Source organism: Pseudomonas pergaminensis, assembly GCF_024112395.2.
Lineage (GTDB): Bacteria > Pseudomonadota > Gammaproteobacteria > Pseudomonadales > Pseudomonadaceae > Aquipseudomonas > Aquipseudomonas pergaminensis.
This window is the reverse complement of sequence record NZ_CP078013.2, coordinates 4,666,126-4,689,828: the sequence shown is the minus strand read 5'-3', so window position 1 is coordinate 4,689,828 and position 23,703 is coordinate 4,666,126. Positions and strand designations below refer to the sequence as shown.

Here is a 23,703-nt window from a genome sequence, read left to right as displayed (position 1 = left end):
ACGCTAAGCCAATAAATAAGGAGAGAAACCAATGAGAGGTCCAAGGGAATCATCCCAAGCGCCTTATTCGGTGCCCAATGCGCTGAGGCGACGGATCAACCTGGCCGGAAAGCCGCTGACGCCTGCGGAGCGGGAGATACTGCGTTGGGCTTCCGAAGGCAAGACTGTCTGGGAGATCAGCCAGATACGCGCCACCTCCGAAGCCACGGTGAAATTCCACCTGCGCAACATCTATGGCAAGTTGCAAGTCAGCAACCGTGTCCAGGCGCTGAACGAAGCGGCGCGCATGGGGCTATTCTGAATCCATGAAAAAGGGCCGCGACACTCAACGGTGTCGCGGCCCTTTTCTGTGTCTGCTACTTAAGCTTAGGCGCTTAAGCCGAATGGTAGGTCGGCAGGGCAAAGCGGTTCTGGCTTTGCAACATCGAAATTTGCGGCAGATCGCTGGCTTGTTCTGCCAGGTCGCGGCGAATGGCGCTGATGACCCAGGTCAGCTGGTCGGCAGTGTGCAGTTGTTGGTAAGAGATCGAGCGCTTGACCTGTTTGCCTTCACTGTTACGCAGGGTCAACAGGATGCCACCGTCAGGACGTGGCTGGGTGGTGACGTCGTAGTTGGAGAATACTGAAGCGAATTTATCTTGGATCAGGCTCATGTCTATCAGCTCCGTTGGCTCAATTGGGCAAGCATGGAGAGATAGGTGCAGTGATTGTGCCAGCTACTGAATTTATAAAATATCGTTATAAATCAGCGTGTTATAAAAAATGCAATTTTTCGTATTCGTGCAATTTGCATGAATGGCCATCATGCATCCTGCATTTTGCGTTGCTCGCCACGGACGAACGGGCGCGTCCTTACTCATAAAGACTGCCGCCGCCCGACTAAATTCCTTTTTTCAACGCTCACCCATCGGGATACAAAACTTTTCAAATCCCGCGTGTACAGCCGAAGAGGGGCTGGCGTACTTTCCTTCGAGGTTTAAGAAGAATAAGAAAAAGGAGGTTCCCATGAACCACCCGCAAAACGACATGATCACCTGGGGCATGATGCTGCGTAAGGTGCCTGCCATCGTTCGCGCACTGCCCCGTGTGGTCCGCGGCATGCGCGCCGCCAATGTCACCGACCCCGCACAACCTTGTGGCCTTGGCTGGCATTTCGAACAAGCGACCCTGCGCAACCCGCAGGGCACGGCGTTGTTGTACGCCGATCGTGTGCTTAGTTACACCGAAGCCAATCAGCAGGCCAACCGCATTGCCCACCATCTGCATGCCCAAGGCATCGGCAAGGGCGACGTGGTAGCAATGTTTATCGAAAACCGCCCGGAGTTGCTCCTCAGCGTGCTGGCCGTGGCCAAGCTGGGCGGCATCTGCGCGATGCTCAATACCGCGCAGACCCAAGCGGCGCTGGTGCACAGCCTGAACCTGGTGAGCCCGGTGGCGATTGTAGTCGGTGCAGAATTGGTGGCTGCTTATGAAACGGTGCGTGACCAGGTAGAGATTCCCGCCGAGCGGACCTGGTTTGTAGCAGACCAACAGTCCAGTGCAGCGCCCGGCGGTTATTGCGACTTGCTGGCCGCCAGCGCCGAGTGCCCTGTGGACAACCCGCCAAGCACCGCGCAGATCTTCTTCAACGACCCCTGCTTCTATATCTACACCTCCGGCACAACCGGATTGCCCAAGGCCGGCATCATGAAGCATGGCCGTTGGACCAAGACTGCCGTCAGCTTCGGCAGCATTGCCCTGGACATGGGGCCGGACGATGTCCTTTATTGCACCTTGCCGCTGTACCACGCCACGGGTCTGTGCGTGTGCTGGGGTTCGGCGATTGTGGGGGCGTCGGGGTTCGCCATCCGGCGCAAGTTCAGTGCCAGCCAATTCTGGGATGACGCCCGCAGATTCAACGCGACCACCCTCGGGTATGTCGGCGAATTGTGCCGTTACTTGCTCGACCAGCCTGCAGGTGCAAACGACCGCGGGCATCGCGTGACCAAAATGGTCGGCAATGGCCTGCGCCCAGGCGTGTGGGCGCAGTTCAAGTCGCGTTACGGCGTAGAGCATGTTTGCGAGTTGTATGCCGCCAGCGACGGCAATATCGGTTTCACCAACGTCTTGAACTTCGATAACACTGTCGGCTTTTGCCTGCAGCATTGGGCGTTGGTGGATTACGCCCATGACACCGGTGAACCGATCCGTGGCAGCGATGGCTTCATGCACAAAGTGAAGACAGGCGGGCAGGGGTTGTTGCTCGCCAGGATCGATGAAAAATCGCCCTATGACGGCTACACCGACCCCGAAAAAAACCGCAAGGTGATCCTCAGTGATGTGTTCGAGAAGGGCGACCGCTACTTCAACACCGGCGACCTGGTGCGTAGCATCGGCTTTGGCCATGCGCAATTTGTCGACCGCCTGGGGGATACCTATCGCTGGAAAGGCGAAAACGTCTCCACCACGGAAGTGGAAAATATCCTGCTGCAACACCCGCAGATCGCCGAGGTTGTGGCCTATGGGGTGGAAATCGAAAACACCAACGGCCGCGCGGGCATGGTCGCCATTACCCCGAGCGAGTCCTTGGCCGCCCTGGATCTGCGTGAGCTGCTGCAGTTCGCCCATGGTCAGCTGCCGCACTACGCAGTGCCGCTATTCCTGCGGATCAAAGTGAAGATGGAAACCACTGGCACCTTCAAATACCAGAAGGTCCGGCTCAAGGAGGAAGCATTCGACCCGGACAAGGCGGGCAATGACCCGGTCTACGCCTGGCTGCCGGGGTCGGACAGCTATGTGCCCGTCACCGGGCAGTTGCTGGCGCAGATCCAGGGGGGACACTTTCGTTACTAAAGGCAGCGCTATTGAATGTGCCTATCGGGGCTTTTGACAAAAAAGCCATGACATGTGGGAACTCCATCGCGACACTGGGCGCCATATAAAGCACTACCTATGGAGCCGTCCCACATGTCAGACCAAGCTAAACAAATGACCGATGACGAAGCCGCCGAATTTGCCGAGCAGGTCTTCGACGTAGCGCGCCGTGGCGACGCGGCCATGCTCGCCGCGCTGTTGGCCAAAGGTTTGCCGGCCAACTTTCGCAACCACAATGGCGACACCCTGCTGATGCTGTCGGCCTACCACGGCCATGCCGATGCGGTAAAAGTGTTGCTGGAGTTCAAGGCCGACCCCCTGATCGCCAACGACAAGAACCAACTGCCGATTGCCGGTGCTGCGTTCAAAGGCAACTTGCCAGTGGTGCAGGCGCTGATCGAAGGCGGGGCGCCGGTCGATGCTTGCTCCTCGGACGGGCGTACGGCATTGATGATGGCGGCGATGTTCAACCGCGTCGAAATGCTCGACTACCTGCTCGGCCAGGGCGCCAACCCCAAGGCTACCGATGCCCAGGGCGCAACGGCATTGGCAGCAGCATTGACCATGGGCGCGGTGGATACGGCGGCGAAATTGCAGAAACTGGTGTAGGCTTTGCGCCCTCGAAAACCAGCACGCCACAGGATTGCCCCATGAAAACCGCCCTCGTCGAACTTATCAGCAAAATCAGCGCCGGGGTCATGGGCGAAGACGAGGTGGCGCGTATTGCCGATGAAGCGGCTCAGGCCTACGCGGATCCTGAGGCGTTTCTGGCAGCCAACCCGGACATCAACTACGACGACACCTTCCCCATTCCGTTGGGTGAGTGGGTGGTGGTCGGCAGCCTGCCGGACACCGTGCTGTTCCAGGCCGACACCTACGCCGACCTGTTCGCGCAGATCGTCGCGTCGTTCGGTCCCGGCGTGGCGTTCAACCTCAAGCCCAAGCAACTGGCCAAGACCGAAGACCTGACGGCGCTGAACCGTATCCAGATCCAGATGAGCGCCCTCAGCCCGGAAGACGGCGGCTACGTGCTGCTTAACTTCAGCCAACTGCTGGATGATGAAATCCAGGCGGTGCTGGTGTACGGCAACGACCTGCCGCGCGTGCTGGAGTTGTGCGCCGAAGTGGGGATCAAGGGCGAGCCGTCCCTGGAAGCGCTGAAGATCGCCGTCCACGTCTGAAATAAAACGGAACCCCGGCCAGGGCTGACTATCCTAAAGGTGCATGCCCTCACTTTAGGAGCGACACCATGGGTTCCACTTTTAATGGCTTGATCGGCCTGATCATCCTGGCGCTGGATATCTGGGCGATCATCAACGTATTCAAAAGCGGCGCGAGCACGGGCGCCAAGGTGCTGTGGATCCTGTTGATCCTGCTGCTGCCAGTGCTGGGCCTGATCATCTGGGCGATTGCCGGGCCGCGGGGCAATGTGCGGATTTGATGACGTAGCACGCTAAATGTGGGAGCGGGCTTGCCCGCGAATGCGTTAGGTCAGTCAGCGCTTTTCGACTGACCCACTGCATTCGCGGTCAAGCCCGCTCCCACATTGGTTTCAGCACAACCCTTAGATTTGTGTATCGAAATATTCGCTGCACAGAATTTTCACATTCCATCCAAGACAATTCGCCGGCTTTATTTCCCTGCCAAGGCTCTATCGCACGTGCCACTAAAGGCGGGGCAGCGGTGCACGTTCAGTAATTAATAGCCTTGCTGCCGTTGATCGGGCACCATTCGCGCCACTGCACTACTTCGTCACTTAAACTTCCAATGGGTCCTGAAACGACATGGCAAACCCGGACGCCCTGAGTCAGCAGCGAGCTTCTAATCGCCTGCTGCAACCGACCGTCAAATCCCATCTGGCGTACACGCTGCTCTGCGCACTGGTCATGATGGTGATGTTCTCCCTGCTGCGCCTGGCGCTGCTGGTCTACAACCGCGAGATGATCCTCGACACGCCGGCCTCGACCTTCCTTGAAGCGTTCGCCAACGGCCTGCGCCTGGATATCCGCCTGGTGGTGTACCTGCTGATCCCGTTGCTGCTGGCTTTGTTCAGCGTACGGGCCATGGCCGCGCGCGGGTTTTTCCGTTTCTGGCTCACCGTTGCGTCCAGCATCGCGCTGTTCCTGGGCCTGATGGAGATGGACTTCTACCGTGAGTTCCACCAGCGCCTCAACGGCCTGGTCTTCCAGTATGTGAAGGAAGACCCGAAAACCGTGATGAGCATGCTCTGGTACGGTTTCCCGGTGGTGCGCTACCTGCTGGCCTGGGCCGTGGGCACGCTGATCCTGAGCATCGCGTTCAAAGGTGCCGACCGTGCGACGCGCCCGCGTGGCCCGTTCAGTGGCGGCAGCATTGGCACCCGCCAGGTTGCCCCGTGGTACACACGCATTGCGGTGTTCGTGGTCTGCCTGCTGATCGCCGTGGTCGCCGCCCGTGGCACCCTGCGCCAGGGCCCGCCGCTGCGTTGGGGGGACGTCTACACCACCGAATCCAACTTCGCCAACCAGTTGGGCCTCAATGGCACCCTGTCGCTGATCGGCGCGGCCAAGGCACGTTTCTCCGAGCATCGTGATAACACCTGGAAAGCCACGCTGGAACAGCCGCTGGCCACCCAGACCGTGCGCGATATGCTGGTGCTGCCGACAGAAAAACTGGTCGACACCGACACCGCCGCCGTGCGCCGCGAGTTCACGCCGCCGGCAGAGAAAACCCTGCCGATCAAGAACGTTGTAGTGATCCTGATGGAAAGCTTCGCCGGCCACTCGGTGGGCGCCCTGGGTCGTCCGGGCAACATCACGCCGTACTTCGACAAACTGTCCAAGGAAGGCCTGTTGTTCGACCGCTTCTTCTCCAACGGCACTCACACTCACCAGGGGATGTTCGCCACCATGGCGTGCTTCCCGAACCTGCCGGCATTCGAATACCTGATGCAGACCCCGGAAGGCAGCCACAAGCTGTCGGGCCTGCCGCAGTTGCTGAGCGCGCGCAAGTTTGACGACGTGTATGTCTACAACGGCGACTTCGCCTGGGACAACCAATCGGGCTTCTTCAGCAACCAGGGCATGACCAACTTCATTGGTCGCAACGATTTCGTCGACCCAGTGTTCTCCGACCCGACATGGGGCGTGTCCGACCAGGACATGTTCAACCGTGGCCTGGAAGAGTTGAAGGCCCGCGAAGGCGGCAAGCCGTTCTATGCCTTGCTGCAAACGCTGTCGAACCACACGCCGTATGCCTTGCCGACGCCATTGCCGGTGGAGCGGGTGACAGGCCGTGGCAGTCTCGATGAGCATTTGACGGCGATGCGCTACTCCGACTGGGCCCTGGGCCAGTTCTTTGAAAAGGCCCGCAAGGAGCCGTACTTCAAGGAAACCCTGTTCGTGATCGTGGGCGACCACGGCTTCGGCAACGAACAGCAGATCACCGAAATGGACTTGGGCCGCTTCAACGTGCCGATGCTGATGATTGCACCGGGCATGCAGGAGAAGTTCGGCGAGCGTGACCACACGGTGGGTACGCAGATCGACATCGTGCCGACCATCATGGGCCGTCTGGGCGGCGAAACCCTGCACCAGTGCTGGGGTCGCGATCTGTTGAACCTGCCGGAAGGCGATAAAGGCTTTGGTGTCATCAAACCGTCCGGCAGCGATCAGACTGTTGCGTTGGTTACCGGCGACCGAATTCTGGTGCTGCCGAAGGAAATGCCACCCAAGCTGTGGGAATACGAATTGGGCGCTAACCCGACGGGTAAAGTGATTCCTGAATCACCGGATGAAGGTGCATTGAGGCAGAAACTCGAGTCCTTCCTGCAGACGGCCACCAAGAGTCTGTTGGATAACACCGCCGGCGTGGTTGACGGCAAGCCGGACTAATTAACCGGCCATAAAAAAAGAGGCCTTTTAAAGGCCTCTTTTTTTTGTGCGTGTTTTACTGCGGCGCGGATTTATATCCGGCCGAGCAACAACAGGACCAGCAGGACCACCAGTACGACGCCCAGGATACCCGACGGGCCGTAACCCCAGTTACGCGAGTGAGGGAACACTGGCAGACCACCGACCAGCAGGAGGATCAAGATAATGATCAGAATGAGGCTCATGGTTTTTTTCCTTATTGGCCTTCTGCAAAGACCGGTTATTAACGATAGGCCCGCTAGTTAATTCACGAACGCCTTAACAACTCCGACTGCCGTCCATCGCGAAAGATTCACTATTTTTTTTAAGCAATTTGCGAACTTGCTTATTTCTTTTAATACGTTCGCAACTTCACCTTATAAGTTGAAAAATATTGAACTTAGGCTATAGGCGAACCTCGGACCGGGCCGCTGGTTTGCCGGGGGCATTCATCACCCTGATGGTGGATGGGTGCAGGAAAATCCTTCGCTACACTGCCGGTCACTTCTTCCGTGAACCACAAGGCTACCTCCTATGCAAAACCGCATGATGATCACTGGCGCCGGGTCCGGCCTGGGTCGCGAAATCGCTTTGCGCTGGGCGCGCGAAGGTTGGCAGTTGGCCTTGTCGGATGTCAGCGAGGCGGGCCTGCAGGAAACCCTCAAGCGCGTCCGCGAGGCCGGTGGCGATGGGTTTACCCAGCGCTGCGACGTGCGCGACTACAGCCAGCTCACCGCCTTTGCCCAGGCCTGCGAGGTGAAACTCGGCGGGGTCGATGTGATCGTCAACAATGCCGGCGTGGCCTCGGGAGGGTTCTTCGCCGAATTGTCCCTGGAGGATTGGGACTGGCAGATTGCAATCAACCTGATGGGCGTCGTCAAGGGCTGCAAGGCATTCCTGCCCCTGCTGGAAAAGAGCAAGGGCCGCATCATCAACATCGCGTCCATGGCCGCGCTGATGCAGGGGCCGGCCATGAGCAACTACAACGTGGCCAAGGCCGGCGTGGTGGCGCTGTCGGAAAGCTTGCTGGTGGAGCTCAAGCAACAGGAAGTCGGGGTGCATGTGGTATGCCCGTCGTTCTTCCAGACCAACCTGCTGGACTCGTTCCGCGGGCCGACCCCGGCAATGAAAGCCCAGGTGGGCAAGTTGCTGGAGAGTTCTCCGATCTCGGCGGCGGACATCGCGGATTACATCTATCAGCGGGTCGCAGCGGGTGAATTCATGATCCTGCCCCACGAACAGGGGCGGATGGCATGGGCATTGAAGCAGAAGAACCCGCAGTTGCTGTACGACGAAATGACTAGCATGGCCGATAAGATGCGTGCCAAGGCGCAGGCAGCCAAGGGCTAATCCGGCAGCAGTCTGTCAGGCAATTTACCTGCGTTTGTAGGGCTTGCCTGAATTCTCCGCAAGCCATTGATGCCCCTACACCGAGCGCGCATGGTCAAGGTCCTTTCATTGCTAAAAGGATAACCGCCATGCTGGTTTTAAGCCGCGCCGTGGGCGAAGTCATCTCCATCGGCGATGACATCTCCGTGCACATTCTTGAACTGAACGGTACCCAGGTGAAATTCGGTGTGGAGGCACCGAGCGGGGTGCATGTACACCGGGCCGAGGTCTACCAGAAGATCCGCGACCGCCAGGGCGCCGCTACCCATCCGGTACCGGTGCCCAATCTCTGAGGTCAGTCGAACAGATGCTTGGGCACATCGTGCTTGAGCATCAGCTGGCACTGCTCGCTTTCCGGGTCGAACACGATCAGCGCCTGGCCCTTGGTCAGCGCCTGGCGCACGCGCAACACGCGGGTTTCCAGGGGCGTGTCGTCGCCATTGTCGGTGCCGTCACGGGTGACGAAGTCTTCGATCAGGCGCGTCAGGGTGTCGACTTCAAGTGCGTCGTAGGGAATCAGCATACAAGCCTCGGGTGATGGATCCCGGCGATCCTACTGCGCCGGGATCAGAGTTGCCAGTCTCAGGACTTGTTGCCCACCAGACTGTCCACCGACGGCACCCGCGTGTCGCTCTCCATCTGCGTCTCGTGTTCGATCTGATGGCTGAACCGATCCAGGGAACCCTGGGCCGGCTGCGCATCGCTGGCGAACACGGGCGGGCTGAGGATGTAGGCGCCCAATAGGCGACTCAATGCCGCCAGGCTGTCGATATGCGTTCGCTCGTAGCCGTGGGTCGCATCGCAACCGAAGGCCAGCAAGGCGGTGCGGATATCGTGGCCGGCAGTCACGGCCGAGTGGGCGTCACTGAAGTAGTAGCGGAACAGGTCGCGGCGCACGGGTAATTCGTGGTCAGACGCCAGGCGCAGCAAATGCCGCGACAAGTGATAGTCATACGGCCCGCCGGAATCCTGCATCGCCACGCTCACTGCATGCTCGCTGGAGTGCTGGCCGGGTGCGACCGGGGCAATGTCGATACCGACAAATTCACTGACGTCCCAGGGCAGGGCGGCCGCTGCACCACTGCCGGTTTCCTCGGTGATGGTGAACAGCGGGTGGCAGTCGATCAGCAAGGGCTCGCCGCTGTCGACAATTGCCTTGAGCGCGGCAAGCAGGGCGGCGACACCCGCCTTGTCGTCCAGATGGCGGGCACTGATATGCCCGCTCTCGGTGAACTCCGGCAGCGGGTCGAAGGCCACGTAGTCGCCGATGCCGATCCCCAGGGAATCACAATCGGCGCGGGTGGCACAGTAGGCGTCGAGGCGCAGTTCCACATGGTCCCAGCTCACCGGCATTTCATCCACGGCGGTGTTGAACGCATGCCCGGAGGCCATCAGCGGCAGCACGCTGCCGCGGATCACGCCGTTATCGGTGAACAGGCTGACGCGGCTGCCTTCGGCGAAGCGGCTCGACCAGCAGCCCACGGGCGCCAGGCTCAGGCGGCCGTTGTCCTTGATCGCGCGCACGGCGGCGCCGATGGTGTCCAAGTGCGCGGACACCGCGCGGTCGGGGCTGTTTTTCTGACCCTTGAGGGTGGCGCGGATGGTGCCGCGCCGGGTCATTTCGAAGGGAATGCCCAGTTCTTCCAAGCGCTCGGCGACATACCGCACGATGGTGTCGGTAAAGCCGGTGGGGCTGGGAATGGCGAGCATTTCCAGCAGGACTTTTTGCAGGTAGTTCAGATCGGGTTCTGGGATGGTTCGGCTCATAAAGACTCCTGATAACTCGGGAAGATGGGGGGGCCATTGATGGCCTCATCGCCGGCAAGCCAGCTCCCCCATTGGAAGGCGTTCAACCTGTGGGAGCAGCCTTGTCCGCGATGCGGCCGGGGCAGGCCACCCCTCGCTCAAGCCATCGGTTAACTGTGAGGAAACAACAAATCCACAAACCGCTCGGCCGTAGGCTGCGGTTCATGATTGGCCAGGCCGGCCCGTTCGTTGGCTTCGATAAACACATACTCGGGTTGGTCGGCGGCGGGGACCAGCAGGTCCAGGCCCACCATGGGGATGTCCAGGGCGCGGGCGGCGCGCACGGCGGCGTCCACCAGCGTGGGGTGCAGGATGGCGGTGACGTCTTCCAGGCAACCGCCGGTGTGCAGGTTGGCGGTACGGCGCACGGCCAGGGTCTGGCCACGGGGCAGGATGCTGCTGTAGTCGAAGCCGGCCGCTTTCAGCGTGCGTTCGGTCTCGCCATCGAGGGGGATTTTGCTTTCGCCGTCGGTGGCGGCCTGGCGCCGACGGCTTTGCGCTTCGATCAGCGCGCCGATGGAATGCTGGCCGTCACCGGTCACCTCCGCAGGTCGACGGATCGCGGCGGCCACTACCTCAAAACCAATCACCAGGATGCGCAGGTCCAGGCCTTCGTGAAAGCTCTCCAGCAACACACGGCTGTCGAACTGGCGCGCCGCTTCAATCGCCTGCTGCACCTCTTCGATGCTCTGCAAATCCACCGCCACGCCTTGGCCTTGCTCACCGTCCAGCGGCTTGACCACGATGCGCTGGTGCTCGTCGAGAAACTCCAGGTTGTCATCGGCACTGCCCGCCAGCTGTTGCGACGGCAGCCGTAGCCCGGCCGCTTTCAACGTTTTATGGGTCAGGCTTTTGTCCTGGCACAGCGTCATGCTGATGGCGCTGGTCAGGTCACTCAACGATTCGCGGCACCGCACACGACGCCCGCCATGGCTGAGGGTGAACAAGCCCGCATCGGCGTCATCCACTTGCACATCGATGCCACGCCGGTGGGCTTCTTCGACGATGATCCGCGCATACGGATTGAACCCCGCCTGCGGACCAGGACCGAGGAACAGCGGTTGGTTGATACCGTTCTTGCGCTTGATCGCAAAGGTGGTGAGCGCGCGGAAACCGAGCTTGGCGTAGAGGTTCTTGGCCTGGCGGTTATCGTGCAGCACCGACAGGTCCAGGTAGCTCAGGCCACGGCTCATGAAGTGCTCCACCAGATGGCGCACCAGCACTTCACCCACGCCTGGGCGCGTGCATTGCGGGTCGACCGCCAGGCACCACAGGCTGCAACCGTTTTCCGGGTCGTGAAACGCCTTCTGATGGTTGAGGCCCATTACGCTGCCGATCACCGCGCCGCTATCTTCGTCTTCCGCCAGCCAATACACCGGGCCACCTTGATGACGCGGGGTCAGGCGTTCGGCGTCGACCGGCAGCATGCCGCGCCCTTGATACAGCTGGTTGACGGCCTGCCAATCGGCGTCGGTCTGCACCCGGCGAATGCGAAAACCGCGAAACACACGGGTGGAAGGCCGATAGTCACTGAACCACAGGCGCAAGGTGTCGGACGGGTCGAGGAACAATTGCTGCGGGTGGATCCCCAGGATCTGCTGCGGTGCCGCCACGTAGAGCGCGATGTCACGCTCGCCAGGCTGTTCGTTCAGCAGTTCCTGGGCCAGGCTCGCCGGGTCGGGGAAGGTATGCCCGATCAGCAACCGGCCCCAACCGCAATGCACGGCAATCGGCTCGGCGGCCAGTGGGCTGCCGTCTTCCGCCAGGCGGGCTTGCAGGCGCTCATAGGTGGGCGCCTGGCCCTTGAGCAAGCGTTGGCTATAAGCCGCTGCATGGGGTTTCATCAATCAGATTCCTTGTTCGCTGAGCCACAGGTTCAGCGCTGCCAGTTGCCACAGCTTGGAGCCGCGCAGCGGGGTCAATTGGCCTTGCGGGTCGGTGAGCAGGCGGTCAAGCATGGCCGGGTTGAACAGGCCGCGATCCTGGCTCGGGTCGAGCAGCAATTCGCGCACCCAGTTCAGGGTGTTGCCCTGCAGATGCTTGAGGCCGGGCACGGGGAAGTAGCCTTTCTTGCGGTCGATGACTTCGCTTGGGATCACGCGGCGCGCGGCTTCTTTCAACACCTGCTTGCCGCCGTCGGGCAACTTGAACTTGCCGGGTACGCGGGCTGACAATTCCACCAAGCGGTAGTCAAGGAACGGCGTGCGCGCTTCCAGGCCCCAGGCCATGGTCATGTTGTCGACGCGTTTGACCGGGTCGTCCACCAGCATCACGGTGCTGTCCAGGCGCAAGGCCTTGTCCACCGCGGCATCGGCGCCGGGCATGGCGAAGTGTTCGCGCACAAAGTCGCCAGCAGCATCGTTGGCGGTCAGCCATTTGGGCGCGACCGTGGCGGCATAGTCGTCGTAGCTGCGGTCGAAAAACGCTTCGCGGTAGGCGGCATACGGGTCGCTGGCACCCTCGACTTGCGGGTACCAGTGGTAGCCGGCGAACAGTTCATCGGCGCCTTGGCCGCTCTGCACGACCTTGCAGTGCTTGGCCACTTCCCGCGACAACAGGTAGAAAGCGATGCAGTCATGGCTGACCATCGGCTCGCTCATGGCGCGGAAGGCGGCCGGCAGTTGTTCGATGATCTCGCTTTCGGCAATGCGCAATTGATGGTGACGCGTGCCGTAGTGCTTGGCGATCAGGTCCGAGTACTGGAACTCGTTGCCGGCCTCGCCACCGGCGTCTTCGAAGCCAATGGAGAAGGTCGACAAATCCTGCACGCCAACCTCGCGCAGCAGGCCCACAAGCATGCTCGAATCGACACCGCCCGAGAGCAGCACACCGACATCCACGGCTGCACGTTGGCGGATCGCCACGGCTTCGCGGGTGCTGTCGAGCACGCGGTCGGTCCAGTCTTCGAGGGTCAGGTGTTTTTCATCGTCATGGGGACCGTAGGGCAGGGTCCACCAGGTTTTCTGCTCGGTCTTGCCACTGGCATCAATGCGCATCCAGCTGGCCGGTGGCAGTTTTTCGATACCGGCCAGCAAGGTGCGCGGCGCAGGCACCACGGCGTGGAAGTTCAGGTAATGATTGAGGGCGACCGGATCGAGGATCGGGTTGATATCGCCGCCCTTGAGCAGCGCGGGCAGGGCCGAAGCAAAGCGCAGGCGTTGGCCGGTGCGCGACAGGTACAGCGGCTTCACGCCGAGACGGTCGCGGGCGATGAACAGACGCTGGGCATCACGCTCCCAGATGGCAAAGGCGAACATGCCGTTGAGCTTGGGCAGCAGCGCTTCGCCCCAGGCGTGGTAGCCCTTGAGCAGCACTTCGGTGTCGCCGCCGGAATAGAAGGCGTAGCCCAGGGCTTCCAGCTCTTCTCGCAGTTCCGGGAAATTGTAGATCGCGCCGTTGAACGCCAGGGACAGCCCCAAGTGGGCGTCAACCATCGGTTGGGCGGAGCCGTCCGACAGGTCCATGATTTTCAGGCGTCGATGGCCCAGCGCGATCGGCCCTTGGGCATGAAAGCCCCAGGCGTCGGGACCACGGGGGGCCAAGTGATGGGTGATGCGCTCAATCGCAGCCAGGTCGGCAGGTTGGGCATCGAAACGTAATTCTCCAGCTAATCCGCACATAAATTCCTTACCGGTTTTTCCGTTGGGGAGGGGAAACACTCAATACGCCCTGAGGGCGCGTACCCAGAAACTGACACGGGGCTACAGTGGGAGTTTTAGAACAATACGTTATAAGGCACATGGCCTTAGCGCCTCATATGAGCCCCCAGACGCCGCGCGGGCTGGGCGCAAAGGGCGTTACATAACGCCAGGTTGCATACAAAAAAGCGGCCGATCCGACGGCTGACCGTCTCGTTATTCGAATGCGTTTTCAACCGGCACGCCTTTAGGGTGGGTGATTCTTTTGCAGCGTGACAGGGATGCCCATCCATGACGGAAAAACGCGATTTGAGTGCGGTCACCGACTCAGTAACGGACGATGAACTGCTGGCAGTCCTGTTGGACGTGACCGGTGACCTGGCTAAAGCCCAGGTACTGCGCCACACCCTGCCTGCCTGGCTGGTTGAAGCCGAACCCGCAACCCTGGCAGCCCTGGAAAAAGCCCATGCCGACAGTGAACAGCCACGTCGTCAGCTCGAACAGCTATTGGAGCGCGTGCAGCCGTTGCACCAGTTCTGCACGGAGCGCTTGCATACGTTCCTGCTGAGCAAGGGTGTGGAGAATATTGATGTCGAACATGACCAACTGGAGCTACCCAAGCGCACGATTTCAGCCCCCGCGCCGCCACTGAGCGGTCCTTTGATTGAAGCGATTCGATGGGAAAAGCACAGCCTGATCAAGGCAGCCATGCAGAATTTCGATGCGGCCCAGGCGCGCGATGATAAAAGGCCGCCGTTGGCACGGGTACGCTCCGGCAAGACGCAGCAGGTGCTCGCGGGTATCACCGGGCAGCAATTCATGAGCCATTGTCGGGAGTTGGACCTGGGTGAAGCCTACCAGCGCCACCTGCGTGAGGTGTTCAACTTGCCCCATCCGTCCGAAGCGCCGCCGCCGATGGGCTTGAGTTACAACCCGGCGGCCGTGACGATTGGCCAGTCCAAGTGCCTGGACATGCAGATCGACCTGCACATCGCCTGCGCCAAGGAGCACGTCAGCGCCGCAACGGCCGAGCGGCTGCTCAGGTTGATCAAGGCTGACCGCCCCGCCAGTGAACTGGAATACCTCGCACCCTTGGAAAAGCCACTGCGCTGGCAAGGCCTGAACCTGCATGACGCTTGCCTGTGGAGCGTATTGGTGGTCTCCGATGATGACCCCGGCAAGTTGGGGGCCGGGTCTTTCCTGGTGTATATGCCCAACGAGCCGGTCAGGCCGTGGTACGAGTACGAACGGCTTGAGGACTTCAAGTTGTACTTGCGCTTGAAGTTGCAAGTGGTGTCCTACCGCAGCTTTTTCGCAGGCTACCTGGATGAGTTCGTGCGGCTGGATTTTTTTAAGCGTTTCGAGCAGGACAAAAGCCTGGGCTCGCTGGAGCCCTTGCCGGTCAACAGCGGGTTTTCAGGGTTTTATTTCAATGCCTATGTGGGCAAGGTACAGCGTGATGCCCTGGCCTTGGCACCCCCTACGGTGCTGGTCGATAAGGACGCCGATGAGGCCCGCTGGCTGGGTTATCTGGAGACCGGGCTGGATGTACTTAATGTGGCTGCTTTAGTCGTGCCGGTACTCGGCCAGTTGATGATGGGCGTGGCCGTCGGGCAACTGTTGGGCGAGGTGTTCGATGGCGTCGAAGACTGGTCCCATGGTGACAAGGTCGAGGCCCTGCATCACCTGGCCAATATTGGCGAGAGCCTGGCCGCCATGGCCGCGTTTGCAGTGGGTGGGCGGGTGGTGGGCACCTTGAAGGCCCGGGTGTCGTCGGCGGATTTTTTCAGCAATGTCGAGGCCGTCACGCGCACCGACCACCGCCCGGGCCTGTGGCGACCGCGCCTGGCGCCCTACAGCCAGGCGCTTCCCGAAGCACTGCCTTGGGTCGCCGACAGCAAAGGTGTGGTCCAGTCGAAAGGGCAGTCCTGGGTCAAGCTCGATGGTGCAACCTATGCGATCAGCTACGACCCGGGCATTGGCAAATGGCGGATCAACCATCCGTTGCGTCCACATGCCTACCGCCCGCCGTTGAACCATAACTATCGCGGTGGCTGGCAGCATGTCTTTGAGCAGCCTGAGCAGTGGAATGACCTGCGCTACAACTTGACCCGCCTCGACCCCAGCCTCGATGAGTGGAGCCCGGAGGCCACCGAGGCGATGGCCCATGTCACCGACCTGAACATCCCTCGGGTGCGTCGCCTGGCCCTCGAACACGAACCTTTGCCACAGCGCTTCCAGGACTGCGTGATGCGCTTCAAACAGCATCAAAAGGTGGCTGACCTGATGGGCCAACTGAAGCGCGGCGAGGTGCCGTCCGCCGATACGTCGCTCACACAGATGCTGGCGATTCCATTGATGCCAGGCTGGCCGAGGGGAAGGTTTATCGAGCTGCTGGATGAGCAGGACCAGCTGCTGGAACGCTACCCCGATGTCCGCCCCTTCGATTATAAAGATTTAAGCGTTCACCTCACCCAGCGCCAGCTCAAGGACGGGCAGGTGATGCAGACGGTGTTGCAGGCGCTCAGCGAGGATGAGCGCAGCGCCCTGTTGGGCGAAAAGGCTCCGTTGGACGAGGCGCCTGCGCTGCTGAGACGCCGCTTGCTGGTAACACTCAAGACTCAACAACAAGTGCTGACGCAACAGCTGTACCAGGCACATGAAGGGTATACGCAGGGCGAACTGCTGCTGCTCAAAAAAGCCTTCCCGCAGCTCTCTAACCGCCGGGCCTGGGAGGTGCTGACCGACGCGCCCTATGCCCAGCGCCTGTACCTGCACAAACAGGGCCGTGTTCCGCTGGCGCTTGCCGAACGTGCGCGCGAGGCGGCGGCCCTGACGCAACAGGATCAGGCGGTGACCGGTTTGTACTTGCCCGAGCAGGCGCAGGCCATGACCCGACGCCTCGCCCTGAGGGTGATGCAGGATTTGCCAGGCTGGCCCCGCGAGCTGTTTCTGCAACTTCGCCAGCAGGCAGTGGACGGCGAGGTCGTGGCCGAGGTCGGGGAGCCGACGGCCAGTGTGCGGCACACGCTGGTGCAGACTGCCGAGGGTTTCCAGGCGTTTGATCAGGCGAACAGACCCTTGGCCGAACGGGCGGACGGGGCACTGGGTTTTTATCAGGCGCTGGTGGATTCAGTGCCGAATCGCCACCGTGCAGCCCTGAACCTGCAAGGCAATGGCGTACCCCAGCGACTGCTCACGCGTATCCGCTTGCAGACCCAGGATCGACGGGCGCGCGTGGCAGCCTACCTGCAAGCCGAATGGGTGCCCGCCGAGCCTGAACCTGTCCCGTGCATACAGGGCGCGCCCCCGGCATTGCCGTCCTTGGTGCCCAATTTGTTGCGCAAGATGAGAAAACTCTACCCGTTGACGGATGACACGCAATTGGCGGGCATTGTCCAGTCCGCCGGCGCGGATCACCTGAGCCGTGCGAAGGCGGTGGAGGCCCTGGAACGGCAATTCGTAGCGTTGCACAATGCCTTGGAAATCTGGCGCAGCGACCGCTCCGCACATGATCCCAGCGTCATATCGCGCTGGGATTACCGATTGAGCCGCTATCAGGTCGCCAAGGCCATAGAGCATGGCTGGAAAGGCATGACCCAGCGGTTCGACCACCAACGCCGCAGCGTGCCGGCGCTGTCACTGGACAGCATGCTGCATGATCCCTTGCCGACGCTGCCGACGCAGGTCAGCTTCGAGCAAGTGCGGCTGCTGTCCCTGGGCCAAATGGCGCTGACCGATACTGCGGCCTATTTTCTCAAGCATTTCAAAAACCTGATGTCCCTCAACCTGGCGGATAATCGTGTCAGCCGCATCCCGCAGGCGCTGGCGCTGATGCCGGAGTTGGAATACCTGTGCCTGGCCAATAATGCCGTGTTGCTCGATGAGTATTCGCGCAACACGCTGGCGGGGCTGCGCAGCCTGCGGGTGTTGAACCTGAGCAACAACCCGTTGGTGGACCCCCCGGATGTCAGCAGGATGTTCATGCTGCGCGAATTGATGTTGCGCAATTGCCGACTCAAGGAATTCCCCAAAGGCGTGTCGCGCCTGCCGTACCTGGAGAATCTCGACCTGCGCGGGAACGATATCAGTGTATTGCCCGAGTGGTTGTTCCAGGCACCGCGCAGTTATGCGCGGATCGTCAACCTGCGGCATAACCCGTTGGATGCGCGCAGCCAACAATTGCTCCGTGAATACCGCAACGTGCATGGCGTGGGCATGGGGTACCTGGAGGATGATCTTGCCCGCTTGACTGAGCAGAAGGCGCGTGACCTGTGGCTGGCCGATGAGCGTGTGGCAGGGTTTAGCGAGAAACACCAGATCTGGACCGGGCTCAAGGATGAGCCGGGCGGTGACGGCTTGTTCACGCTGTTGGCCGAGCTGGGCGGCACGGCCGACACCGAGCACGTGCGTGAGGACATGGACCGGCGAGTCTGGCGGGTACTCGATGCTGCCAGCCAGGACACCCAGCTGCGCGAAGAAATTTTCGAGCGTGCCGCCACGCCGCTCAACTGCGACGACGCTGCGGCCGTCAGTTTCAGCAACCTGGAAGTATTGGTCGAAGTACGCGCAGCAGCCCGTCTGGTCGCCAGTGGACAACTGACGGCCGAACCCTTGTTGAAGCTGGCCAGAGGGCTGTTCCGTATCGATCAGTTGGAGCGCCTGGCATACAACCATTGCCTGGAACATCCCGCCGCTGACCCGCTGGAGGTCAGCCTGGCATATCGGACCGGCCTGGTGGACCGCTTTCACCTGCCCGGGCAGCCCACCCATATGCGCTTTTCGCGCTTGGGCGGGGTGACCGCGAAAGACCTCGATGACGCAGAGGATGTGGTCAAGTCCGCCGAGCTGTCGCCGCGCTTGTTGCGGTATCTGGTGGATTTGCCGTTTTGGACCCAGTACCTCAAGCACACTCACGCAGCGCGGTTCGAGGCGCTGAACGAGCCATTGGACCTACGCCTGGAGGCAGTCTTCGACCAAAGCCTGACGCTGGACGACGCCAGCTATCGCGAGCAGATGAACACGATACTCCAGGAACAGGTGAAGGCCGAACGGGATGAGCTTGAGCGCCTGACCCAGGAAGCCTTGAAACACGGCGACCTGGGCGGGTGTGTCATGCCCTAGGGCTTTGCGGCGTTGCTGCGGATCAGCCCGCGCACGGCAAACCGATTGGGGTGGCAAGCCTCGGCCACGCTGCGCGGTACCGGCAAGGGTTCATCGTCCAGCCAGGCCGCCAGCAGTTCGCCGCACAGCGGTGCGGTGATCAGCCCCCGTGAACCGTGGCCGCTGTTGATATACAGGCCATCGAGCCAGGGGCAGTCGATGTTTGGCACGCTGCGGGCATCCTTGCGCAGCGACGCGTAGGCCTCGGTGAACGCCGGGCTGTCAGCCAGTGGCCCGACAATCGGCAGGTAGTCCTGGCTGGTGCAGCGGAACGCCGCGCGGCCTTGTAGGGTCGCAGGGTCCAGGGTGTCGGCGTGCAGGCGTCGAGCCAAGTCCGTGGAGATTTCGTTGAGCAGGCCCAGGTTGTCGGCGTGTTCGGCGGCCGTGGGGGTGAGGTCTTCGTTGGTGAAGTCAAAGCTGGCGCCCAGGGTGTGCTCGCCCAGGCGCGGCGGGGCCACATAACCTTCGGCGCACACCACGGTGGCGAGGGCTTGGCTCTCGGTCGTGTGTGGCAAACGGGTGATCTGCCCGCGAATGCGCTTGAGGGGCAACTCGGCACTGGCGGCAAAGCGCTTGACCTCGGCCGCACCGGCCAGCACCACCACGGCGGCGCTGGCCAGCAGCTGCTCGCCATCCCAGGCCTGCCACTGGCCGTCGACTCGGCGCAGATCGAGCACCTCATGGTGGGTGAGTACGCGGACGCCAGGCCGGTGCGCCTGCCATTCGCACAGGGCCGGTGGATGCACCCAGCCGCCCTCTGGGAAAAACAGCCCGCCGTGCTCCAGCGCAATGCCGGCGCGGGCCTGGGCCTGTTCGCGGTCGAGCAGGTGCAGCAAGTCCGGGGCGAAAGCGTCGGCCAGTTGTGCCTGGCGTTGCGCTTCCTTGGCGTCGAAGGCCAGTTGCAGCACGCCGCAACCGTCCCAGTCCACGCCGCGATGCAGGTGTTCGAGCACGCGGCGGGTGTAGCCGAACCCGGCGACGATCAGTTGCGACAACGCCGTGCCATGGGCCGATAGCTTGAGGTACAGCACCCCCTGCGGGTTACCGGAAGCCTCTTGGGCGAGGGCCGCATGGCGTTCCAGCAGGCTCACCTGCCAACCCCGCGCCGCCAGGCTGGCCGCCGTGGCGCAACCGGCCAGGCCGCCGCCGATCACCAATGCCTGGCGCTCACCCTGAGGGGCAGGGGGGCGGGCGAACCACGGCTTGGGTTGTGCAGGCGTTGGTGTATCGGAAGGCCAACCGAGAAACTCACCGCGCAGGATCTCCCACTTATGGCCAATCCCCGGCGTGCGCTTCATCTTGAACCCGGCAGCGTTGATCAGCCGACGCACCCAGCCAGTGCTGGTGAAGGTGCTGATGGTACAACCCGGTGCTGACAGCCTGGCCAACTCGGCGAACAGTTCAGCGGTCCACATCTCGGGGTTTTTCGCCGGGGCGAAGCCGTCCAGGAACCAGGCGTCGAACTGTGCATCCAGTTGCGGCAATTGCTCCAGGACGTCACCGATCAGCAGGGTCAACGTCACGCGGCCGTTATCCAGCACCAGGCGCTGGAAGCCTTGATGAATGGCGACGTACTGGGCCAGCAGAGGCGCGGCGAAGGGCGCGAGCTCGGGCCAGAGGTTGAGGGCGCGTTGCAGGTCGGCGTGGCTCAGTGGGTACTTTTCCACGCTGACGAAATGCAGGCGCGCGCCTGCCACGGCGTGTTGCTCGAACAGTTGCCAGGTACACAGAAAATTCAAGCCGGTGCCGAACCCGGTCTCGCCGATCACCAACCGCCCGCCCACCGGCAGCGCAGCAAAACGCGCTTGCAGACGGTTCTGTTCAAGGAACACATAACGGGTTTCTTCAAGGCCCGACTGGTCGGAGAAGTACACGTCGTCGAACACCCGCGAGTGCGGGCGACCTTGGTCATCCCAGTCGAGTTGGGCGTGGGTGATGGGGTTCATGGGCGGCTCGGCTAATACAAGGCCGCCATTCTAGCCGATCAACAGGCTTTGAATTGATCCATGGCAAGCGCGGGTGGAATTTCCTCCCGCATGGCGTTGCCCAATCCGCTAGTCTTGATCCATCTTGAAACGGAGCTGCCCATGTTCGAATCCGCCGAAATCGGTCACGCCATCGACAAAGACACTTTTGAGGCCGAGGTGCCCGCCCTGCGCGAAGCCTTGCTGGAAGTGCAATACGAACTGCAGCAGCAAAAGCGCTTCCCGGTGATCATCCTGATCAACGGCATTGAGGGCGCCGGCAAGGGCGAGACCGTCAAGCTGTTGAATGAATGGATGGACCCGCGCCTGATTGAAGTGCGCACCTTCGACCAGCAGACCGACGAAGAGCTGGCACGGCCACCGGCCTGGCGCTACTGGCGGCAACTGCCGGCCAAAGGGCGCATGGGCATCTTTTTCGGCAACTGGTACAGCCAGATGCTGCAAGGCCGCGTGCATGGGCAGATCAAGGACGCACGGCTCGACCAGGCCATTGCCGGCGCCGAACGCCTGGAAAAAATGCTCTGCGACGAAGGCGCGCTGATCTTCAAATTCTGGTTCCACCTGTCCAAGAAACAGATGAAGGCGCGGCTCAAGGCCCTGGCCGATGACCCGCTGCACAGCTGGCGCATCAGCCCGCTGGACTGGCAGCAGTCCGAGACCTACGACAAGTTCGTGCATTTCGGCGAGCGCGTCCTGCGCCGTACCAGCCGCGACTATGCGCCGTGGCATGTGATCGAAGGCGTCGACAGCAACTACCGCAGCCTGACCGTGGGCAAGATCCTGCTCGAAGGCTTGCAGAACGCCTTGAAGTTGCCCAAAGGCAAGGCCAGTGGCATGAACCCGGCGCCGCTGCCCACCGCCGTCGACCAGATGAGCCTGCTTAACAGCCTCGACATGACGCTGCGCCTGGACAAGGACGATTACGAGGAACAACTGATCACCGAACAGGCGCGGTTCTCCGGCCTGATGCGTGACAAACGCATGCGCAAGCACGCCCTGGTCACTGTGTTTGAAGGTAATGATGCGGCGGGCAAGGGCGGGGCTATCCGGCGCGTGGCGGCGGCGCTTGACCCGCGTCAGTACCATATCGTGCCGATTGCCGCGCCCACCGAGGACGAGCGCGCCCAGCCGTACTTGTGGCGGTTCTGGCAGAAAATCCCGGCGCGGGGCAAGTTCACCGTGTTTGATCGCTCCTGGTATGGCCGCGTGCTGGTGGAGCGTATCGAGGGTTTCTGCACCACGGCGGACTGGATGCGCGCCTATGGCGAGATCAATGACTTTGAAGAGCAACTGCGCGACGCGGGGGTGATTGTGGTCAAGTTCTGGCTGGCCATCGACAAGCAGACCCAGTTGGAGCGCTTCCAGGCGCGCGAAGAGATTCCGTTCAAGCGCTTCAAGATCACTGAAGACGACTGGCGCAACCGCGACAAATGGGACGACTACCGCGCGGCCGTGGGCGACATGGTCGACCGCACCAGCACCGAAGTCGCGCCCTGGACGTTGGTGGAAGCCAATGACAAGCGCTGGGCACGGGTGAAGGTGTTGCGCACCATCAACCTGGCGTTGGAAGAGGCGTTCGCCAAGACCGACAAGCACGATAAGAAACGCAAGAAGTAGGTTCGACGCCATGCTTTTGCATAGGCGGGGTGAATGATCGTCGCGGTTGCGCTGAGCTGGATCTATCCTCGATCCATCTCTCCAACAATGACAAGATCGAGGTAGCCCATGCGTGAAGTAGTGATCGTCGACAGCGTGCGAACCGGCCTGGCCAAATCCTTTCGCGGCAAGTTCAACCAGACCCGTCCGGATGCCATGGCCGCCCATTGCGTCAATTCGCTGCTCGCGCGCAATGGCATCGACCCGGCCACGGTGGAAGATTGCATCGTCGGCGCCGGCTCCAACGAAGGCGCCCAGGGCTACAACATTGGGCGCAACGTGGCGGTGCTCTCGCAATTGGGCACGGGGACCGCGGGCATGACCCTCAACCGATTCTGCTCTTCGGGCTTGCAGGCGATTGCCATCGCTGCCAACCAGATTGCCTCGGGCTGCAGCGACATCATCGTCGCCGGCGGCGTCGAGTCCATCAGCCTGACCATGAAAAGCGTGAACACCGACAACCTGATCAACCCGCTGCTGAAGGAGCAGGTGCCGGGCATCTACTTCCCCATGGGCCAGACCGCCGAGATCGTCGCGCGTCGCTACAACGTCAGCCGCGAAGACCAGGACCTGTACGCCCTGCAAAGCCAGCAGCGCACCGCCCAGGCCCAGGCCGACGGCCTGTTCAACGATGAAATCGTGCCGATGACGGTCAAGTACAAGGTCGAGGACAAGAATACCGGTGAGGTGCAGGTGCTCGATGGTGTGGTCGACCGTGATGACTGCAATCGCCCGGACACCACCTTGGCCAGCCTGCAAGGCTTGAAGCCCGTATTTGCCGAAGACGGCTCGGTGACGGCGGGCAACTCGTCGCAGCTTTCCGACGGCGCTTCGATGAACCTGGTGATGAGCCTGGAAAAAGCCCTGGCGCTGGGGCTCAAGCCCAAGGCGTTTTTCCGCGGCTTCACCGTCGCCGGCTGCGAACCGGACGAGATGGGCATCGGCCCGGTGTTCTCGGTGCCCAAGCTACTCAAGGCCAAGGGCTTGCAGGTGGCGGATATCGACCTGTGGGAACTCAACGAAGCATTTGCGTCCCAGTGCCTGTATGCGCGTAACCGCCTGGAAATCGACAATGCCAAGTACAACGTCAATGGGGGCTCGATTTCTATCGGCCACCCCTTCGGCATGACCGGTTCGCGGCAGGTGGGGCACCTGGTGCGTGAGTTGCAGCGGCGTAACCTGCGCTACGGCATCGTCACCATGTGCGTGGGCGGCGGCATGGGCGCCAGCGGGCTTTTCGAAGCTGTGTGCTGAAGCTTAACGCGGCCCTTGTAGGCGCTGGCTTGATAGCGATGGCGGTGGTGCGGTGTACATATCCGTTAT

Annotated in this window: 18 protein-coding genes; 11 read left to right on the top strand and 7 right to left on the bottom strand. The window is 61.4% G+C overall.

Annotated features, from left to right (window positions below):
* Positions 1-31: 31 nt before the first annotated feature.
* The gene (locus KUA23_RS21200; protein ID WP_078049546.1) at positions 32-301 is read left to right on the top strand and encodes a response regulator transcription factor; all 270 of its coding nucleotides are present in this window, start codon (positions 32-34) and stop codon (positions 299-301) included.
* A 73-nt stretch (positions 302-374) separates the two neighbouring features.
* Here KUA23_RS21200 and KUA23_RS21195 read toward each other — a convergent pair whose 3' ends face one another.
* Complete coding sequence (locus tag KUA23_RS21195) at positions 375-653, bottom strand: DUF3509 domain-containing protein (protein WP_010208870.1); 279 nt, start codon at positions 651-653, stop codon at positions 375-377.
* Between the two features lie 352 nt (positions 654-1,005).
* Here KUA23_RS21195 and KUA23_RS21190 point away from each other — a divergent pair, with 352 nt between their 5' ends.
* From KUA23_RS21190 to KUA23_RS21170, 5 genes are all read left to right on the top strand, one after another.
* Entirely contained in the window at positions 1,006-2,832 is a 1,827-nt protein-coding gene (locus KUA23_RS21190) for a long-chain-acyl-CoA synthetase (RefSeq protein WP_252992805.1), read from the top strand.
* A gap of 114 nt (positions 2,833-2,946) precedes the next feature.
* A complete protein-coding gene (locus KUA23_RS21185; RefSeq protein ID WP_078049544.1) occupies positions 2,947-3,462 on the top strand; it encodes an ankyrin repeat domain-containing protein in 516 nt (171 codons plus the stop codon).
* Between the two features lie 41 nt (positions 3,463-3,503).
* Positions 3,504-4,034 (top strand): hypothetical protein, encoded by a 531-nt coding sequence (locus KUA23_RS21180; RefSeq protein WP_099492287.1) that lies wholly within the window; start codon positions 3,504-3,506, stop codon positions 4,032-4,034.
* 68 nt (positions 4,035-4,102) lie between these two features.
* Entirely contained in the window at positions 4,103-4,294 is a 192-nt protein-coding gene (locus KUA23_RS21175; protein ID WP_003172956.1) for a PLDc N-terminal domain-containing protein, read from the top strand.
* A 343-nt stretch (positions 4,295-4,637) separates the two neighbouring features.
* A complete protein-coding gene (locus tag KUA23_RS21170) occupies positions 4,638-6,725 on the top strand; it encodes an LTA synthase family protein (RefSeq protein WP_099492288.1) in 2,088 nt (695 codons plus the stop codon).
* Between the two features lie 71 nt (positions 6,726-6,796).
* On the opposite strand, the gene KUA23_RS21165 is transcribed toward KUA23_RS21170, so the two are convergent.
* Complete coding sequence (locus KUA23_RS21165; protein WP_015885095.1) at positions 6,797-6,949, bottom strand: DUF3309 family protein; 153 nt, start codon at positions 6,947-6,949, stop codon at positions 6,797-6,799.
* Between the two features lie 328 nt (positions 6,950-7,277).
* Here KUA23_RS21165 and KUA23_RS21160 point away from each other — a divergent pair, with 328 nt between their 5' ends.
* Both KUA23_RS21160 and csrA read left to right on the top strand, forming a co-directional pair.
* A complete protein-coding gene (locus KUA23_RS21160) occupies positions 7,278-8,093 on the top strand; it encodes an SDR family oxidoreductase (RefSeq protein WP_078049541.1) in 816 nt (271 codons plus the stop codon).
* 128 nt (positions 8,094-8,221) lie between these two features.
* Positions 8,222-8,425 (top strand): carbon storage regulator CsrA, encoded by a 204-nt coding sequence (gene csrA, locus KUA23_RS21155; RefSeq protein ID WP_078049540.1) that lies wholly within the window; start codon positions 8,222-8,224, stop codon positions 8,423-8,425.
* A 2-nt stretch (positions 8,426-8,427) separates the two neighbouring features.
* On the opposite strand, the gene KUA23_RS21150 is transcribed toward csrA, so the two are convergent.
* The 4 genes from KUA23_RS21150 to KUA23_RS21135 all read right to left on the bottom strand — a co-directional run bounded on the left by KUA23_RS21150 (position 8,428) and on the right by KUA23_RS21135 (position 13,558).
* Positions 8,428-8,655: a YheU family protein gene (locus tag KUA23_RS21150; protein ID WP_003192759.1), complete on the bottom strand. Its 228-nt coding sequence runs from the start codon at positions 8,653-8,655 to the stop codon at positions 8,428-8,430.
* 59 nt (positions 8,656-8,714) lie between these two features.
* Entirely contained in the window at positions 8,715-9,899 is a 1,185-nt protein-coding gene (locus tag KUA23_RS21145) for an osmoprotectant NAGGN system M42 family peptidase (RefSeq protein WP_015885092.1), read from the bottom strand.
* A 149-nt stretch (positions 9,900-10,048) separates the two neighbouring features.
* Entirely contained in the window at positions 10,049-11,782 is a 1,734-nt protein-coding gene (gene ngg / locus KUA23_RS21140; RefSeq protein WP_252992804.1) for an N-acetylglutaminylglutamine synthetase, read from the bottom strand.
* Positions 11,783-11,785: 3 nt separating this feature from the next.
* Complete coding sequence (locus KUA23_RS21135; RefSeq protein ID WP_252992803.1) at positions 11,786-13,558, bottom strand: N-acetylglutaminylglutamine amidotransferase; 1,773 nt, start codon at positions 13,556-13,558, stop codon at positions 11,786-11,788.
* A 309-nt stretch (positions 13,559-13,867) separates the two neighbouring features.
* On the opposite strand from KUA23_RS21135, the gene KUA23_RS21130 reads away from it, so the two are divergent.
* Positions 13,868-18,700, top strand: coding sequence for an NEL-type E3 ubiquitin ligase domain-containing protein (locus KUA23_RS21130; protein WP_252992802.1), 4,833 nt, complete (start codon positions 13,868-13,870; stop codon positions 18,698-18,700).
* Here the strand turns inward: KUA23_RS21130 and mnmC are convergent.
* Positions 18,697-20,685 carry a bifunctional tRNA (5-methylaminomethyl-2-thiouridine)(34)-methyltransferase MnmC2/FAD-dependent 5-carboxymethylaminomethyl-2-thiouridine(34) oxidoreductase MnmC1 gene (mnmC, locus tag KUA23_RS21125; RefSeq protein ID WP_252992801.1) on the bottom strand — a complete coding sequence of 663 codons (1,989 nt, stop codon included), beginning with the start codon at positions 20,683-20,685 and terminating at the stop codon, positions 18,697-18,699. The two genes, KUA23_RS21130 and mnmC, sit on opposite strands and share 4 nt — an antisense overlap.
* 141 nt (positions 20,686-20,826) lie before the next feature.
* Between mnmC and pap the strand changes: the two genes are divergently transcribed.
* Positions 20,827-22,341, top strand: a complete 1,515-nt coding sequence (gene pap, locus KUA23_RS21120; RefSeq protein ID WP_100490096.1) for a polyphosphate:AMP phosphotransferase — start codon at positions 20,827-20,829, stop codon at positions 22,339-22,341.
* Positions 22,342-22,449: 108 nt separating this feature from the next.
* Positions 22,450-23,634: a thiolase family protein gene (locus KUA23_RS21115; protein ID WP_252992800.1), complete on the top strand. Its 1,185-nt coding sequence runs from the start codon at positions 22,450-22,452 to the stop codon at positions 23,632-23,634.
* The last annotated feature ends 69 nt before the right edge of the window (positions 23,635-23,703 follow it).

What these genes read in the sequence shown, in the direction of transcription:
- KUA23_RS21200 (WP_078049546.1), top strand. Translation starts at nt 32, where the DNA reads ATGAGAGGTCCAAGGGAATCATCCCAAGCGCCTTATTCGGTGCCCAAT.
- KUA23_RS21195 (WP_010208870.1), bottom strand. Translation starts at nt 653, where the DNA reads ATGAGCCTGATCCAAGATAAATTCGCTTCAGTATTCTCCAACTACGAC.
- KUA23_RS21190 (WP_252992805.1), top strand. Translation starts at nt 1,006, where the DNA reads ATGAACCACCCGCAAAACGACATGATCACCTGGGGCATGATGCTGCGT.
- KUA23_RS21185 (WP_078049544.1), top strand. Translation starts at nt 2,947, where the DNA reads ATGTCAGACCAAGCTAAACAAATGACCGATGACGAAGCCGCCGAATTT.
- KUA23_RS21180 (WP_099492287.1), top strand. Translation starts at nt 3,504, where the DNA reads ATGAAAACCGCCCTCGTCGAACTTATCAGCAAAATCAGCGCCGGGGTC.
- KUA23_RS21175 (WP_003172956.1), top strand. Translation starts at nt 4,103, where the DNA reads ATGGGTTCCACTTTTAATGGCTTGATCGGCCTGATCATCCTGGCGCTG.
- KUA23_RS21170 (WP_099492288.1), top strand. Translation starts at nt 4,638, where the DNA reads ATGGCAAACCCGGACGCCCTGAGTCAGCAGCGAGCTTCTAATCGCCTG.
- KUA23_RS21165 (WP_015885095.1), bottom strand. Translation starts at nt 6,949, where the DNA reads ATGAGCCTCATTCTGATCATTATCTTGATCCTCCTGCTGGTCGGTGGT.
- KUA23_RS21160 (WP_078049541.1), top strand. Translation starts at nt 7,278, where the DNA reads ATGCAAAACCGCATGATGATCACTGGCGCCGGGTCCGGCCTGGGTCGC.
- csrA (WP_078049540.1), top strand. Translation starts at nt 8,222, where the DNA reads ATGCTGGTTTTAAGCCGCGCCGTGGGCGAAGTCATCTCCATCGGCGAT.
- KUA23_RS21150 (WP_003192759.1), bottom strand. Translation starts at nt 8,655, where the DNA reads ATGCTGATTCCCTACGACGCACTTGAAGTCGACACCCTGACGCGCCTG.
- KUA23_RS21145 (WP_015885092.1), bottom strand. Translation starts at nt 9,899, where the DNA reads ATGAGCCGAACCATCCCAGAACCCGATCTGAACTACCTGCAAAAAGTC.
- ngg (WP_252992804.1), bottom strand. Translation starts at nt 11,782, where the DNA reads ATGAAACCCCATGCAGCGGCTTATAGCCAACGCTTGCTCAAGGGCCAG.
- KUA23_RS21135 (WP_252992803.1), bottom strand. Translation starts at nt 13,558, where the DNA reads ATGTGCGGATTAGCTGGAGAATTACGTTTCGATGCCCAACCTGCCGAC.
- KUA23_RS21130 (WP_252992802.1), top strand. Translation starts at nt 13,868, where the DNA reads ATGACGGAAAAACGCGATTTGAGTGCGGTCACCGACTCAGTAACGGAC.
- mnmC (WP_252992801.1), bottom strand. Translation starts at nt 20,685, where the DNA reads ATGAACCCCATCACCCACGCCCAACTCGACTGGGATGACCAAGGTCGC.
- pap (WP_100490096.1), top strand. Translation starts at nt 20,827, where the DNA reads ATGTTCGAATCCGCCGAAATCGGTCACGCCATCGACAAAGACACTTTT.
- KUA23_RS21115 (WP_252992800.1), top strand. Translation starts at nt 22,450, where the DNA reads ATGCGTGAAGTAGTGATCGTCGACAGCGTGCGAACCGGCCTGGCCAAA.